We start from the raw sequence: 16,839 nt of genomic DNA, 5'->3' as shown, positions 1-16,839 counted from the left end.
TATTCTCACTATTTGACAGTTAACCAATAGACATCGACCGAATTTAATTATGCGTTCCCCAGAACCCTTGTAGAGACGTAGCATTGCTACGTCTCTACTTTTTTTCCACCAAATGTCTAATATTTAAACCAATATTTATCTATCTAATTGGTTCTGGTTGGGGTTGCGATTGTGGTTGTGGTTGTGGTTGTGGTTGTGGTTGTGGTTGTGGTTGCGGTTGCGGTTGCGGTTGTGGTTGTGGTTGCGGTTGCGGTTGCGGTTGCGGTTGCGGTTGCGGTTGTGGTTCTTCAGTACGTCTTCGTTCTTCTGGTGCTGTCACATCCCGTCTATCTTCAAATCCCCGTAATGGGTCATCTGAGTTCGTATTTATACAGTTAGTAGAGAGAGTACTCGAAACCCCACGACCATTGACACTACACAATCCCTCAATCCAAGCTTGCTGTGCCTTCCAAGCAGCAATAGTATCCTTTCTAACTAATCTAAAAGTTTCTTGAACCTGTGGAGATTCTTTTAACAGCAAACCTTCCTGTCCTGGTCCCAAACCAGATGCTAACTTGGTGGTAGCATAAAAACGACCCAAATCAAAGGTTTTTACCTCACCCAAAACACCATTTTTAACATCAATCGCTTGTCCACCTTGCAAAATCTGGAATTGCTGACCATCACCGCTATAAACCCTAATTGGGTTAACTCCCAAATTTGAGACAAGAGCAATATCTCTACTCTTGTCGTAAGTCATGGTAAAACCACTACCATTAATCTTTGAATATAAAGTTTCTGTTGGTGTTGGAGGTGGTAATTCAGCAACTATCGCTTCTACCCTAGTTTTTCCTGGAACCTCAATTGTTGTTCCCCCACTACCAGGAGGAGTGATTGCAACCACAGTACCATTTTGCAACTCAAATATAGTCTCAGCTACAACCTGACCATTTTTGAGTTGAATCCGCTTCAAACCGGGTTTAAACCTAAATATTGCCTTAGAACCAATTCGCAAAAACGAACCCTCATTAAACAATAACTCTGCGAGGGAATTTTGTTTAGTTTGTAACGCATCCAGAGGACGTAACCCATCCTTAACCTTAGCCCTGCGTGGTGCTTGATTCGACAACAGTAAATCAACGAGATTCGCCAATTTATATACCTCAGCTCGCGTCAAATTTGGGTTTTGCTGTGCGATCGCAGGAGTCAACCACAACACGGAAAGAATCGCGGCAATAATAGGTTTGAAAGTCAAGAAACTATTTTTTGTTTTCATCACTTCACAATTCTGCATCTAAAGGCTAAATATAATACTCGTTTTCAAATCTGGGAGAAGTTCCACTAAAACATCTCTACTGTACATTTATCTAGATACAACTCTAATCGCAGCATTCCCAAAAACAATCTTGTTTCAGCCACATCTCAGGATTATCACTGAAATAGCACCCTAAATAATTACTCGTCACCAACCCTAAAAAGATACCATAATCAAGACTTATTTGAAGTTTTGATATATATATTTCAAATATATAAAATATATAAAGGAGGGTGGGAATACCCCACCCCTACGTTTAATAAATTTATTATCTTTGTGGTTGAAAATTACAGAATTGTGCTTGCTGTAATTGTTGTTGAGCCATATTAGCCCACTGGGAATTACCTTGGGTAAGATATAAATCACTGGCGTATTTAAATACCTGGGCTGCATCCGTACATTGACGCAATTGCATAAATGTTAATCCAGCTCCATAGTAAGCATTGGGGTAATTTGTATTCGTTTCTGCTGCTCTTCTAAAAAAATCTAAAGCTTCTTTGTACTTACCTTTGCTATATAAAATGGAACCGAGATTGTAATGACCTTCCGTATAATTGGGATTAATTTTCACGGCTTTAAGAAATGCTTCTCTGGCTTTATCTTGTTTGCCTTGCTGAAGATAGGATAATCCTAAATAGTAAGATGGCTCTGGAGCATTTTTGCTATGTTCGATGGCTTTTTTAAACGAGGATATGGCTCGATCCCAATCACGTTGCTGATATCGCAATAAACCCATATTGTAGTGTGCCATACCGAGTTTTGAATCTAACTCGATCGCACGCTGTAAATATTCTCCTGCTTGTTGCAAATTGCCACCTTCCAGCAATGCACCTCCTAAGTTAGCATAGGCGATCGCAAATTTGTTATCGGCTTGGATGGCACGGTAAAATGCATCTGCGGCTGGTTGCAATTGTCCCGATTGACGCAGAGCTAATCCTAAGTTGTAATATGCTGGAGCTAGTCTGGAATCCATTTCTGTCGCTCGCTGAAAAGATGCGATCGCGTCTTGTACTCTTCCTGCTTGAACTAACTGCAAACCTTCATTAAGAAAATCTACAGCAGTTTTACCCACATATCCTTCTTGGGCAATCAAGGAAGAAGGAGGCAAATTAGAGTAAGCAGGGGAGGAAGAAGAAAGAACTGTGGCAGCGATTAATATCAAACTAGTCAGCTTGAGCAAACGAGACTTATAGAAAGTAACCCAAAGACGGGAATTAAATGCGATCGCATATAAAATAAACTTTTTTCCCTTTCCCCTGTAATTTTTAAAACGTAATCGCATAATTTTTTACTTTGATAATTTACGTAATTGTTTTGTAATGTAACGACTGAAAAAGCTTCAGTAATGAACCCCAATTTTTATAAAACTTTAGGTCACAAAACTTTAAGTCATAAAACTTTAGGTTTCGCCATTATTCTTTGCAACCCTTAAGATTTCTTGAAATAAATATTACAACAAAATATGATTTGTAGCTGATGTTACCCAAGACGAGTAAAGTCAAATTAAAGACAGAATAATTTTCCAATTTCCTCTGTCCCTTTCTCTTCACAAACTTAGACTTGCTGCGGCTTTAGATAACAGACCGCAAAGGAGGTTGTATGACCGAAAAAGTCAAATCGGGTTCGCGGAATGTCGCGATCGTCGGTCCCTATTTAAGTGGAAAAACTACTTTACTGGAAAGTTTATTGTTTGTCACGGGGTCAATTACACGAAAAGGCAACGTTAAAGACAGTAACACCATTGGAGATAGCGCCAACGAATCTAGAGAGCGGAAAATGAGCGTCGAGGTAAGCGCTGCGGACTGTGAATACAATGACGTTCAATTCACCTTTATCGACTGTCCTGGCAGCATTGAATTTGCCCAAGAAACATATAATGCCCTCATGGGTATAGATGCTGCGATCGTAGTTTGCGAACCCATTATAGACAGAGTGCAAACCCTCGCACCTTTATTTAAATTCCTCGACGATTGGGAAATTCCCCACATCATTTTTGTTAACAAGATGGATCGGGCAAATATCCACGTTTTAGAGACTCTAAATGCCCTCAAATCAGTCTCCAGCCGTCCTTTAGTCGCCCATCAATACCCCATCATGGCTGGGGAAGAACTCACGGGTTTTATTGATTTAGTCAGCGAACAAGCCTATCAATACCATCCAGGTGCCCCAGCCGATCCAATTCCCTTTCCCCAACACCTTAAAGAGGAAGAACAGATTGCCAGGGCAGAAATGCTCGAAGCTTTAGCTAATTTTGATGACCATTTACTCGAAGAACTCTTAGAAGACATCGAACCACCCCAAGAAGAAATTCTCAAAGACTTAAAACTGGAATTAGGAGCCGATTTAGTCGTACCAGTATTTTTCGGTGTAGCCGAACTCGACTACGGCGTTAGACCTTTACTAGAGGCTATTTACCGAGAAGCACCCGAACCGGAAATTACAGCAGAAAGACGGGGTATTCCCATTGGGAATATCCCGTTAGCGCAAGTATTGAAAACCTTCTACACACCCCAAGGAGGAAAACTTTCCCTAGTGCGGGTATGGAGCGGCAAACTCACCGATGGTGCAATTCTCAACGGTGTACGTGTAGGTGGAATTTATCAACTTTGCGGACAGCAACAAAATTCCATCAATCAAGCTTGTTCTGGTGAAATCGTTGCCCTTAGCCGTATGGAAGGGGTGAAAACAGGGGATATTCTCACCTCCGACTCTTCCCAAAACCTGGAAATCCTCAAAGCCGTAGCTCTCGAACCCGTATATGCCTTAGCAATTACCCCCGAAAAACGTAACGACGAGGTGAAACTGAGTAGCGCCATTACCAAACTACTCGAAGAAGACCCATCCCTAGCCTGGGAACAGCATGGAGATACCCACGAGGTCATTCTCTGGGGACAAGGAGAAATTCACCTGCAAGTCGCCCTAGATAGATTGCGCCGCAAATACAACCTACCAATGAACACCCACTTACCCCAAGTACCTTACAAAGAAACGATTCGCAAAGGTACAGCATCGGTACATGGACGCTACAAGCATCAAAGCGGCGGACATGGGCAATTTGGAGATGTATTCCTGGATATCAAACCCCTAACAAGAGGAGAGGGATTTAGCTTTAGGGAAACCATCGTTGGTGGAGTTATTCCCAAACAGTACATTTCCGGCGTGGAACTAGGTATTCGCGAATTTTTGGCACATGGTCCCCTGGGCTTTCCCGTGGTGGATGTGGCAGTAACCTTAACTAACGGTTCCTACCACAACGTCGATAGTTCCGAACAAGCATTTAAACAAGCCGCTAGATTGGCAATGCAAACTGGATTACCCCAATGTGAGCCAGCATTGTTAGAACCAATACTTCGTGTTCGAGTAACAACACCGAGCAATTTTACATCCAGAGTCCTGCAAATTCTGAGTGGAAGGCGCGGACAGATATTAGGATACGAAGGCATTCACGGCTGGCAAAGTTGGGATTGTGTCATTGCATACTTACCCCAAGCAGAAATGCAGAACTTCATCATTGAATTGCGATCGCAAACTTTAGGTGTTGGTTCGTTCCACTGGGAATTTGACCATCTCCAAGAAGTACCAGAAAAGTTAACCGAACGCATTCTCAATCACAATGGGAATGGTAGCAAGTAAACCCAACCAATAAATTTCCCTGTTGCAGGGGTGGGGTCTCCCCATCCTTCGCGTGATAGTGTTGGTAAGTATATGATTTGAATATTTTATTTTTTGGAAGTTCGTTAGTTGGGATATTTAATTTTCTGGTTTATTTTCTGAAAGTGCTTCACCAACACAGTATTTTACTAGACATCTGCGAGAATTAATTATCCGTTATCCAAAACCCTTGTAGAGACGTAGCAATGCTACGTCTCTACGTCTTTTCCGGAGATGTCTACTGTAATTTGCGACTGGTTGGAGTTGGTGGAGTACAAATATCTTGAACAAGTTTTTCCCGTTCTTGTATGTATGATGGATTTTCAACACTATAAAATAGAGTTAATGCATCAGACCAAAGATTTGTAGATTTATTATCTGTCTTTTCTTCAACTTGATAGTTAAGGAAATAATCTGCTTTTTTGAGAACGACTTCTTCCGGAGAAATTCTTGTTGATTTTGCCTGTTGTTCAATTGCTTGTAAATCTACTTTAATTTTTTCCCTTTTGCGATCGCATCTAGCAATTGAGTTCGTAAATCGATTTTTCCGCTAGTTTTTGGCTGGGGTAAATCTGTTATTTCTTGTTTTGCGGTATGTACTAATGCCATTAAGGAACGTGGATTAAATAACTTACACTTATCAAGGATATTGAGGTTTAGTAGTATAGTTCCATTGTGGTAAAAAATCATCGAAGAAAATCTCCATTGTTTCTTTAAAGCCCTCAGCAACTTTCTTGCCTGTTTGGTAAGTCTGATCGATGATGGTTGTAAAAACTTTCAAACCTTTTTGAGTGGCGGCTTTTGCCATCAGTTCAGATACAGTATTTACGCTGTCAAAAATCACTCCCTTACAAACTCGACTTATATGTGGAAAAAGACGATGCTCAATTGGGTTGTACTTTGATGTATAAGGAGGATAGTGAGCAATGCGAATTTCAATCCCGATTTCAGTGAAAGGCTCAAGCAAACCTCAACGACTTTCACAACTTTCCTCCCATAATGGATTAATATCTGAGTACCGGGAACTGAGAAAATTGCAAACCTCAACGACTCTCACAACCAACTCCATTACCGTTACCATCTAGTTTGTGGGGGTCTGATGGTAGCACTTTAAAATTGTGTTGTTGTATATTCGAGCAATCGAGGTCGGGTTTGTTTTACGTAAAAAACCCAACCCTTTACTTCCGTTTGATGACATATTAAAAGTGAGACATATTCATGGAGCAGTCAAAAGTGTAAAATGTGTTGCCTGAAAAGTTGAGATTCATTAGCCTTGAAGCTTGTAAACTCAGAAATTCTACATAATGATACAAAACTTTATATGAACTAACTCAAATCCGTTGATTCACCTTGATTGAATCTGCTGTATTATTTAGAATTTATCGTCGCAACTCCTCAAATACTTGGAATGCGTCGTTGCTAAAACTAGCTAGGTACATGGTAAATTACAGTATTCTTGGTAAATTTTGAGAATGAAATAGCCCTGAGTGGAATATTTAATCAAAGCAAACATATGAAAACAAGTCAATCTCAGCAAATAGAGCCAATTAATCAAAGTTTCCAATATTATGAAGCTGCCGAAGGCGGATTAAATTTACTTGATTTCAAAGACAAGATTATCCGGCAGATTCATGTCGTAGTCGGAATCACTATTTTTATGTCTTCTTTAGCTTTTGTTAGCGCCCTCAAACGTACTCCTACTTATCAAGCTGGTTTTGAAATACTTTCTGAGCGAGTAAGTATTGAAACAAAAGTTACTTCTTCTGTTTCACAATCCAAAGAAACCACAGAAGAAATTGGGGCTGTCACCTTAGACGAAGTACAAATAAAAAACTTAAAAAGTCCTGATATCATTGCGCCTGTCGTTACAGAACTAAAATATAAGTATCCAGGAATTAATAACGACTCAATTACTAGCACACTAACCTTAAAAGCTGATGAAAAAAAAGGCATTTTAGAAGTAGCTTATCAAAACAGCGATCGCCAACAAGTTAAAGATGTTTTAGAAGAGTTAACAAAAGCATATTTGAACTATAGTTTAAAAAGAAGGCAGTCTGGAGTAAATCGAGGACTAGGTTTTTTAAACCAACAAATTCCCAGAATACAGACTAAGGTTAATATCCTGAATTATAAGATACAAGAATTAAGAAAAAAGTATAATATTATCAACCCACAAATTCAGGGTTCTCAAATATCTCAAAGGATAGATAGTTATATTATTAAGCAGGTTGAATATAAATCACAATTAGAAAAAACTCAAAAGCTAGCTGCTCTTGCTAAAAAAGAACTCAATGAGCAGTCTACTACATCAACCACAGCTATGTTAATTGGTACTGCCCGATACAATGCATTATTGGAAGATATACAAAAAATAGATAGTGAAATTGCCAAAAAATCTGTCATTTTCTCAGATGAAAGCATCCAAATCCAGAATTTACAAGAACAAAGACGATCAATAGTTTCTCTAATAAATCTAGAAATCGCCACTATTCAACAGAAAATTGACAATCAGATTAGATTAGAAAAAGAACAGGTACAAGCTATTAATGAAGAGATAGCAAATACGCAACAAAATTTTCAAGAATGGTTAGAGGCTACAGCACAATACGAAAACATTGAACGAGAAATGACAATCACAGTAAAACAGCTGAATGAACTTCTAATTCAAAGAGAAGCTCTCCGACTGGATGCTGCTCAAAAAGAAGCTCCTTGGAAGTTACTTACTCCCGTAGGAGAACCCAACACAAATGCTGCTAGTATTGCTAATTATATAGTATTGGGTACCCTCTTAGGGTTGTTGATTGGTGTAGGAGCAGCATTGCTCTTAGAGAGCTACAAAAATCTAGTTTACAATCCTAATCAAATTCAAGAAATTACTAATCAACCAATTTTAGGTATTATTCCCTTTAACCGTTATTACAAAAAAATGTATTTTCTGAAAAAATTCAATTCAATTATTCCAGCATATTTAAAAACAGAGGAGTCAAAAAATAAAGATTATCATAAAAACTTTACTTTCAATAATATGCTCTTCCCACCTGTGGAAGCTTATACTTTTTTAGGATCTAACTTAGGTTTATTTGAAAAGGATAAAAATATTCATTCTTTGATTATTACTTCTACAGTGTCTGGTGAAGGAAAATCTACTGTGGCACTTAATTTAGCTAAAGTAATAGCTGCAACAGGAACTAGAGTCTTAGTTGTTGATGTTGATGTGCGTAATCCAGATAATTTAACTAGTACTATGGCATTAAATGCAATCAAAGGTCTAAGTGATATTTTATCGTCTGATAGTTTCAATACAGAGATAAATGTTAAGAGCGTTATTCAAAAATCTTTTTTAGGTGAGAATTTATTTATTTTGTCATCGAGAAATGCAAGTAATGATGTTAATACTAGTCGCTTACTAGCTTCTTCAAAAATGCAAGACTTGATGGAAGAATTACAACAGATATTTGAAGTAGTCATCTACGATGTTGCTTCTATTGTTGATTATGCAGATATAAATTTGTTAGCTAATCATGCTGATGGAGTAGTTTTGGTAACTGGTTTAGGTAAGTTATCAGCTTTAAAGCTCAAAGAAGCTGTTTCTCAATTAAATATATCTAAAATACCTATGTTGGGTGTAGTGATTAATCATTTGATCTAATAATTACGGTTCTAAGCTGTTCCACATTTAATTTGCACATAAGACGCGGGCAAGATGCCCGCACTACAAGAATTATTATTATGGAAAGTTAACATGAACGACAAAATATAGTTGAAAAATAATATGTTTTGTAAACGGTTACAAATTTCGGATAATTGTTGCTATGCTATCGAATTTATTCTCAAGTAAGAAACCTCCTAAGAAAAATGTTTATAACTATACTGTCGCAGTTCCTGCCATCTTAACCCAATCAAACTGGCTATAAAAATCATATATCCTGGTTCTTGCATCTGGGTAAAAATGAATCCCTGAATAGCCACTGTTAGGATAAGATATTTAGAAAGATCATCGGGACAGATTCGGGTCCAAGTAATCCAGCAGACATAGAGGTAAGCGCCGAGTCCCAAAAAGCCTAAATCTCCCCAGATCGCTGCCCAACCAAAAAAAGGTGCAAAAAAGCTGCTGCCATTAGCAAGCCAGCTATTCCCCATAAATCTCCAGACTTCGTCAGCTACAGGAGATTTCGTTGAACCTAAAGGTGATAAAAGATCACTAAAATCTCTTAGCATCCAACCCCCTAATCTGTCAATCGTATGTCCTGGACCTAAACCCAGCCACAAGTTGAGTGGGGAGTGAAAATGTTCGATCACAATCCGAATACCTGAAAGTTTAAATTGTGTGGCTTCCCCATCTGGTCCATAAATTTCTGGTCTGATCCAGGTTTGAAAACTCTCTAGTCCCGGAACGTTATAAATTGCCCAGGCGAATAAAAGTCCAAAAACTGTAATGCCAACTAAATAGGAAAGTGCCTTAAGTACATCCTTCATATTGATCAACGATAGTAGTGCAAAGCCACCAGCCATGACCACCACGACCTGATTTGCTTGAGACCAGATAATGTTGCTTATTCCTGCGAGTAATGCTATGATCCGTTGCCACATTGGGCGATCTTTAGCAGTTATATAAAAATAAATGCCAATGGAGGCACAGACTGAAGCCGAAACGACGTGCCCCGACCCTTGGTTAATAAATACCCCTTTAATAGCATCTCCGTCACCCCACCCACCTGGTGAACAATTACAGGTGTCCCATTTCAAAAGAAACTTTTGGATTAGGGCAAAACCAACGTTGAAAAAGGCAAAGCCTAAAATCCATTTACGAAATCGGTTGAATGCCTTTGGTGTCATAGGGATTGCAATTATTGCCAGAATCAAGATAAAAGGTTCAGTCCACATTAGATAGGACAGAAAAAGATTAATGAACCCAGCATTATTCAAAAGTGAACTGGCAAAGAAAATAGTTAACAGGATCAAAAGGCTACCTAAAAGTGCTATTGAGTTGGCAAGTTGTGTCCTATCCTTTGACTTAGCCTTGAGCAAGACTGCACAGCACGCCAAGGGAACAACAGCGAAGTGAAGGAAATTTATGGCCGAAGGGAACTTCAGCATCATTAGCACTCGCGGAAAAAATGCTGTCGCATACGCAATAATCACTAGGGTTAGAACTGCTGATATACCCCTGAGGTTCTTTTTTCGCTTCTCTGCTGGAAGTATTGATGACTGGGTTCATAGGTCTATGATTTAAAATATTGCCGAAAATCGGGGTCGAAAACACAATTTTTGAGTAGGCGACTCCTACGACGAGCTATACCTACACGTAATCTTGATAGGCATGACTTAATTCTTACCCCATAATTTCAGTACAACCATAATTTCAGTACAATAGTTAACTTAGTACCCCTATTGTTCTAAATTTTAAGCATAATTTCTAATTGATAAAAGTTAAGATTATATTGATCTCTCACCGATGGCAAGTCGATAGATATCCAGCATCTGCCAATAGTTATTTTCTGGTGTGTATTTGACTTCAAAGTCAGTCCGCGCCTTGTGCCGCATATTGGATAAAAGTTCGGGATGAGCGATCGCCCACTCCACCTGAGTAACGAGATCGTCAGAATTTCCTGGTTGAAAATGCAGCCCAGTTTCGTAGGGTGTTACAAAGCTGGACATTGCGCCCAAATTAGCTGCAATCACAGGTGTCCCACAGGCGAAAGACTCAATTAAAGTGCGTGGCAAGCCTTCGTACCATTTTGAAGGAAAAATCAAAAATTGGGCATTTTGCATCAGAGCATAGACATCATCCATCGGTCGTCGACCGAGCCACTCTATTCCTGGTAAATTTTTGGTCGCCTTGCTCACCTCAGATGCTAGCAATCCATCGCCCAAAATTTTCAGAGGTATTTTAGTACCAATCTGCGCCCAAGCGTCCAGTAGGACATCAATTCCTTTTTCAACAGACAAGCGTCCAACAAATAATGCGTAGCCACCCTTCCCTTCACCAACTCCTGGATCTAAATCGACAAAGTTAGGCTTTACAAACACTTTTTCAGGAGACAAACCACCTTGGATAAATTTATCTCGCGCAAAATCTGTTAGGGCAATATAGGCATCCACCTGACGGTTCCATGTTTGGAGCAAGCGATGAGTAGTTAGCATCGTCACTACAGCGGCACTGGCAGATTTACTCCCTCGATAACAGTTATGCTCGATGCCTTGCCAAGGAATTGCCTTACCTAAGCAATCTTCGCAGATTTTGCCATCACGTAGGAATAAGGCATTAGGGCAGAGTAGCCGATAGTTATGAAAGGTTTGTACCACACCTGCACCTTCTGCTTTGGCGGCATAGTAGGCGGCGGGAGAGATGAGGGGAAAGGTGTTGTGAAAATGAACAATTTGGATATGGTGTTGCTGAATTAGCGATCGCATTTCCCTATAAACGTCTCGGTTCCAGATTGTTTTACCCAAAAGTTCCAAGGGTGGGGTGGTCTCAATTTGGTCGTTGTTGAGTATGTAGCGGTAAACCTGATGTCCGTAATTTTCCAGCAAATTGCATTCGGCGAGGAACACCTGTTCCTCGCCTCCAGTTTGCTGATAATAGTTGTGAGCCACCAGTATATTCATCTTGGAGAACTTTCCTCGGCGAATTGGTCGTTAATTAGTTTTGAACTATCTAGATTATTCCCCAATGGAGTGACGACTTCTTCGTAAGCCTTGGTCAATGCTTTCGCTTTAGCTTCCCAGTTATAAGACTTGGCAATCAGGCTTTTGCCAGCATTTCCCATTTGTATCCGCAGATTAGAATCCTTAGCCAATTGGGTCATGGCTTCTGCTAACCCCTGCACCGCTTGATCTGGAGTGTGAGCAGGAATTTTGAACCCAGTTTCGGCTGTAACCTGTATTCCTGGTCCGCCCAAATCTAGGCAAATTACTGGACGACCAGATGCCATTGCTTCTAGGCAAACCAAGCCACCAGAGTCGTGCAAGCTAGGATGAACTAGTACGTGGCATTCTTCCAATTTGTCCAGTCCCCCGTTTCGCGATAATCTACCCCAAAACTTGACTTGAGGAGAAATTCCAAGCTCTTGAGCAAGATATTCTAGTCGTTGTCGTTCTGGTCCATCTCCCACAATCCAATATTCTGCTTCTGGCAAGGCTGCTCTAGCAAAAGCACGCAACCCCAGATAAAATCCTTTCCAGTGTAGAAGCCTACCAGTGCTGATAAATCTCACTTGTTTCTGTTCTATATTCGAATACTTGCCCAATTGTTCGATTTCTTGGGAAAGTAATCCAATCTGCGAGAGTATCTGAGTATTCTTAGCACCTATCTTCCTCATCCGCTTGGCCGTATCCTCAGTGGTTGCCCAAGCGATAATGCTATGTCGAGCAGTTAGATGTACAAATGGGTCTAGTTCGCCCAAGTGACGAGCCAATAATCTCACTATTTCATATATTTTTCCTTTCCAACCAAAGTCTTGCCAAAATGGCTTTGGTGCTGATTCTCCCCCACCAACAGGACCCCAAATAAAGGGTATGGGAAGTAGGCAGAGAAAGCTCGGACTGGAATATTTGACGTAGGTGACGTGATGGATTAAGTCGAAAGCTATTTGGCGATGGAGCGATCGCCCAATGAAGTACGCCCAAATTTGCCATAAGTAATAGTGAATTTGAACGTTCCACTGCGGGCGTTTTCCTTCTTGTGACCAATCGTAAACCCAGCAAAAAGGATCAAAATAGATCAAATTTAGGTTGGGGACAGGTCTAGCTGCAAGTTCCGCCTCAATAGCATTTCGATGAGTATTTGAAGTAAATGCCCAGACTTGTTGATACTTGGCAATCTCTACAACCATATTCCAGCCAACTCCTGGTTCAGAACCTTTATTTGGCTCACAAGCGTAGACAGACATCAAGATTTTCATGAACGTGTAACCTCGCAACTACCGAAAGCAAAATATGTAACGTCAGCAAGAAATTTTGCTGCCGCTTTCGGAGTATATTGGGCAATTAGCTTTTGAGAAATACTTCCCATATGGGCAATATCGGAACCATCCATAAAACGACACATAGATTTAGCTAGTTCTTCAATATTTTCGGGTTCAAAGAGATATCCATTCTCGCCTTCAATAACCATTTCAGATGCTCCTGCCCCTGTCGAGCAAAGAATCGGTTTACTAAAAACCATTGCTTCAAGGACTACCATTCCCCAAGTATCTTCTATAGTAGGAAGTACGAAAACATCTGCTACCTTAAAATAATTTCCTAGAGATCCGTAATCTACCCATCCGAGCCATTTTACTGGCAAATCTTGCTCTTTGCTGAAGGCTTCTAACTCCTGACGTTGTTCTCCCTCGCCAATAATTAACAAGGTATAGTCATTTCGTCCCCTGGTTTTGAGAGTGGCACAGGCTTTGAGTAGACATCTTATTCCTTTTCTCGGGATTAACTGTCCGACAAAAAGAAAAATAGGTTTTGGTAGCAACCGCAACTGTTCTGGATGGGAATTTTGGACTTGTTGCAGTAGTGCCGCAGAAACTGGTACTTCGTAGGGTTGTGCAAAGACAAGTTCTGGTTGAGCGCCAAGAACTTCAGTTAGATAGAGCTTTCCAGCCTTACTGTTAGTGACAAATGCATCCCCCCACTTTGCCATAATGCGGCGACAAAAAGTTCGAAATTGAGAATCGCGGCAGTCTATATTTGGGGCACTACCTTCATAAGCAATCGTTACTCGCCACTTACCAATTGGTTTGAATAGTATCGACAAAAGTGTCCAAAGAGAAAATCCGTTGGTAAAAATTACATCTGGTTTGAATTTAAGTAAATGGATAATAACTTTTGGGGATAAAATAATAAAGTTGCGATTGTAGCCTTCTGTGGATTGTGCCTTGAATAATCTCTGTTCGCCAATGACTTCGACTACAAATTCATTTTCAAATCCTGCTGCATAACCAGACCATTGAGCCGTATAAACTAGCGTTTTTGTAAATTGTCTAGTGAATTCACTTAGGACGGGATGCCAGTAATTGCCTCCTCTTAGAGAAGGAATCAGCCAAGCAACGCGGTAGTTATCGTCTTGCTGTGACTTCTGTGGGGTTTGCTCGAACATATTCTCAAAAACCGTTTTGATATGGGAAAAATGGGTAATAATTTTGTCTAGAGAATTTTAGGAGTATCTAAAATTGTGTACTTAAAAATAATTCTGGCAAATCGTTCGGCAGAATTTTGCTCTGCAAAACCCTTCATTTTAGTGCGATCGCACAAATTATCTGGGGCTTCCAACAAAAAACGAGTCAATCCCTTAGCAATTTCGCTAGGTAAGGTAGAGTCAACCGCCAAACCCAATCGATAACGCCGAATCATCTCCCCCATTAAACCATAATCTGAACTCAGCACAGGTTTATTAGCAGCAGCAGCTTGTAGTAGAATTCCACTCATACCAACATGTCGTTGATAGGGAGCTAAAACAACATCTGCTAGCTGAAAATAAGAATTTACCTCTGATTCAGGGACGTAGCCGTAACGAGTAACTATTTTTAAAGAATCTAGTTGACGAATGGGAGTCAACCAAGCTTCTAATTGTTTTGAATTTGGTTCTCCTACAAATAATAAGCAGAGATTTTGCTGGATATCGGGCGACAGAAGAGAAATAGCTTCTACAAGCTGAGGAACTCCCTTTCTCCCTTCTGATAACCTGCCAAAAGACAGGAAAATTTGTCTATTAGGTTCTATCCCCAAGTTAACTCTAAGGTTTTCTGGTGAATTTTCGCCAGAGTCTTCGAGTTTCACGGGATCTGGTAAGTGCATGACTTGATCGCGATTTCCTAAACGAGCGATTGCTTCTATTGCTAATGGATCTAGGCAGAATAAGGTTTTAAACTGCGGATGGTGTAAAAGTCGCCACAGAAAAATTTGTTCTCGCAGATGTTGTACCCGCTCTCGCCAGGTTGGTATAGAGTCAACAAACAATCTGTAGTGAAAAGTGGGTCGGTAATAGATTCCTGAGAAGGGACAAGGAAGTTTTAATCCTAAGACTAGGGGCAACTGACAGGAATCAAAATAGATAATTAATCCTTGTGTTGCTTTTAACAAACTTGCATATTTGCTAATCAGTTTGTATTGCTCGAAAGCACGTCCCCAGCCTGACGTGGCATTTTCTAAATCTGCTTGTTCTTGGGGTGTAATCGCCACAAACTTGATGCTTTGGCGATCGTCGTATTTTTTTTGTAATTCTACGACATCAGTATGTTCTTCCAGAAACTGTCCAGATACAACAATATTTAGAGTTCCTGGTAATTGCCACTGACACCAATAGGATATTAAATGTCGCAGATAAGTAGGATGATGCCCGTAGCACCAAGGAGAGAACAACATTAAATGTGGCTCTATTTGGGATTTTTGTTGTTCAAAGTTTGATAAATTTTTTTGTGGACTCGGCATCGTGTTTTTTAGGTTCAATTTACCAAAACTTGGGTGTATAGATTGGCATACTGTCTAGCTACTAAATCCCATGAATAGTTTTCTGACACAAATTGTCTAGCTTTGTCAGCAAAGTTATTTCGGCTAGTTTCAGACCAATTTTGGATTTCTTGGAGTTTTTCCGCCCAAATATGTAAATCCTCATCGGAAAACATCCAACCCGTCACATCTTTGATTACTGCTTCTGGCATTGCACTTTTTGGCTGAGATAGGATCGGAAGTCCCATCGCTGAGGCTTCCAGAATTGTTAGAGGTAGTCCCTCCAGTTCAGAGGGAAATACCAGTGCAAGCGCGGTTGCCATTAAATTTCTAACATCGCTTCTAGGTAAGGCTCCCAACAACTTTACGTTAGAGTATTCAAGTGCTTCTTTTGTATATTTTTCTTGTTCTTGAGGACTATAGAACCCTCCTATCATGACAAAATCGAATTCAGGCAAGAGAGATGCTATTTGCATAAAAATATCTGGTCGTTTACGTGGTGTTAAAACACCAACAAACAAAACGAACGGTTGTCGAATTTTTAATTTTTCGTAGTCTATAGGTTGAGCAGCTTCAGGAGAGAAGAAGTTTAAATCAACTCCGCTGGGGATAACAGCATCGACTTTTCGACCAAATTGAATTTGAATATCATCAGCGACTGCATGACTTACAGCAGCTAAAACATCTGCTTGACGAACGGAATTTACGTATTGCTTGTAGTATTTATCCTCTTTGTGTGGTTGAATTGGTGCTGTAAAGATATGTACGCATTTACCGAAGCTTCGCATTTTAGCTATTGCAGATGCTGTCAAATTGCTTGTAGTCGCTGATGCGTGGTGTACTATATCAAAGGGTGTTTTCAATAAATCGATGGGCGATATTTTGTGAATATGTGGTTGATTCCAAAGCAAATTACCAAGAGTTTTATCCTCTTCAGAAGTAGGTTTGCTAAAAGAGTAAAAATCAAATTGTGGATTTCTTAGCGTTAGTTCTCGTAAAGAACTAGATACTGGAAATTTCCATCTATCCAAGTTAATGGGATACAGTATTCGCATCGTCGTTTAATGGCAGGGTTAAAATTTTATAGTGAACTCAGAAAATTTTGAAATGTTTTAAGGAAATCTCTATTAATTCAAATGTCGGGTAAAAAAGCAACAAGATACAAGTACTTCCATTCTTGTTTTTTTCGCTCGAAATGTAATTAATAGATATGCCCTCGAAGTTTACATCGAGTTCTGAAAACCTCATATTTGCTTTTCGGAAAATACCTAAGTCGCTTTAATATTTGCATGAATTTAGAATCTATTATAAAATTTGGAAGTGGCGATAAAAATTAGAAAAAAAGCCTTCAGGAGATAATTTTTCCTGCCAAAGCTTTCTACATTTATATTGGAGTTCTACAAATTCTGAAGGAGATATTCTTTCATGAAATTCAATTATTTTCTGCTCTATCTTTG

Annotated in this window: 13 protein-coding genes; 3 read left to right on the top strand and 10 right to left on the bottom strand. The window is 39.8% G+C overall.

The window, feature by feature from the left end; genetic code table 11:
• Window positions 1-139 precede the first annotated feature (139 nt).
• Window positions 140-1,255 carry a FecR family protein gene (locus tag CK510_RS11985; protein ID WP_245912092.1) on the bottom strand — a complete coding sequence of 372 codons (1,116 nt, stop codon included), beginning with the start codon at window positions 1,253-1,255 and terminating at the stop codon, window positions 140-142.
• 307 nt (window positions 1,256-1,562) lie between these two features.
• The gene (locus CK510_RS11980; protein ID WP_095721924.1) at window positions 1,563-2,576 is read right to left on the bottom strand and encodes a tetratricopeptide repeat protein; all 1,014 of its coding nucleotides are present in this window, start codon (window positions 2,574-2,576) and stop codon (window positions 1,563-1,565) included.
• 317 nt (window positions 2,577-2,893) lie between these two features.
• On the opposite strand from CK510_RS11980, the gene CK510_RS11975 reads away from it, so the two are divergent.
• A complete protein-coding gene (locus CK510_RS11975) occupies window positions 2,894-4,927 on the top strand; it encodes an elongation factor G (protein ID WP_095721923.1) in 2,034 nt (677 codons plus the stop codon).
• Between the two features lie 504 nt (window positions 4,928-5,431).
• Here the strand turns inward: CK510_RS11975 and CK510_RS33940 are convergent.
• Both CK510_RS33940 and CK510_RS11970 read right to left on the bottom strand, forming a co-directional pair.
• Entirely contained in the window at window positions 5,432-5,554 is a 123-nt protein-coding gene (locus CK510_RS33940) for a hypothetical protein (protein ID WP_281257008.1), read from the bottom strand.
• A 31-nt stretch (window positions 5,555-5,585) separates the two neighbouring features.
• Window positions 5,586-5,912, bottom strand: coding sequence for an ISAzo13-like element transposase-related protein (locus tag CK510_RS11970; RefSeq protein WP_095721922.1), 327 nt, complete (start codon window positions 5,910-5,912; stop codon window positions 5,586-5,588).
• Between CK510_RS11970 and CK510_RS32755 the strand changes: the two genes are divergently transcribed.
• Both CK510_RS32755 and CK510_RS11965 read left to right on the top strand, forming a co-directional pair.
• Entirely contained in the window at window positions 5,872-6,030 is a 159-nt protein-coding gene (locus tag CK510_RS32755; RefSeq protein WP_211293178.1) for a hypothetical protein, read from the top strand. The two genes, CK510_RS11970 and CK510_RS32755, sit on opposite strands and share 41 nt — an antisense overlap.
• Window positions 6,031-6,458: 428 nt before the next feature.
• Window positions 6,459-8,594, top strand: a complete 2,136-nt coding sequence (locus CK510_RS11965; RefSeq protein WP_095721921.1) for a GumC family protein — start codon at window positions 6,459-6,461, stop codon at window positions 8,592-8,594.
• Window positions 8,595-8,791: 197 nt separating this feature from the next.
• On the opposite strand, the gene CK510_RS11960 is transcribed toward CK510_RS11965, so the two are convergent.
• The 6 genes from CK510_RS11960 to CK510_RS11935 form a co-directional block, all read right to left on the bottom strand.
• On the bottom strand, window positions 8,792-10,045 hold the full coding sequence (locus tag CK510_RS11960) for a hypothetical protein (RefSeq protein WP_211293177.1): 1,254 nt from the start codon (window positions 10,043-10,045) through the stop codon (window positions 8,792-8,794).
• Between the two features lie 336 nt (window positions 10,046-10,381).
• Complete coding sequence (locus CK510_RS11955; RefSeq protein ID WP_342745952.1) at window positions 10,382-11,542, bottom strand: glycosyltransferase family 4 protein; 1,161 nt, start codon at window positions 11,540-11,542, stop codon at window positions 10,382-10,384.
• Between the two features lie 8 nt (window positions 11,543-11,550).
• The gene (locus tag CK510_RS11950) at window positions 11,551-12,849 is read right to left on the bottom strand and encodes a glycosyltransferase family 4 protein (RefSeq protein ID WP_095721918.1); all 1,299 of its coding nucleotides are present in this window, start codon (window positions 12,847-12,849) and stop codon (window positions 11,551-11,553) included.
• Window positions 12,846-14,033: a glycosyltransferase family 4 protein gene (locus CK510_RS11945; protein ID WP_095721917.1), complete on the bottom strand. Its 1,188-nt coding sequence runs from the start codon at window positions 14,031-14,033 to the stop codon at window positions 12,846-12,848. The genes CK510_RS11950 and CK510_RS11945 overlap by 4 nt, the downstream gene beginning before the upstream one ends.
• Window positions 14,034-14,080: 47 nt before the next feature.
• On the bottom strand, window positions 14,081-15,364 hold the full coding sequence (locus CK510_RS11940; RefSeq protein ID WP_211293176.1) for a glycosyltransferase family 4 protein: 1,284 nt from the start codon (window positions 15,362-15,364) through the stop codon (window positions 14,081-14,083).
• Window positions 15,365-15,378: 14 nt separating this feature from the next.
• Window positions 15,379-16,437: a glycosyltransferase family 4 protein gene (locus CK510_RS11935; protein ID WP_095721916.1), complete on the bottom strand. Its 1,059-nt coding sequence runs from the start codon at window positions 16,435-16,437 to the stop codon at window positions 15,379-15,381.
• Window positions 16,438-16,839: the final 402 nt, after the last annotated feature.

It is taken from the genome of Brunnivagina elsteri CCALA 953, assembly GCF_002289455.1.
Lineage (GTDB): Bacteria > Cyanobacteriota > Cyanobacteriia > Cyanobacteriales > Nostocaceae > Brunnivagina > Brunnivagina elsteri.
The sequence above is the reverse complement of the archived record's forward strand: the minus strand, read 5'-3'. Positions and strand labels throughout refer to the sequence as shown.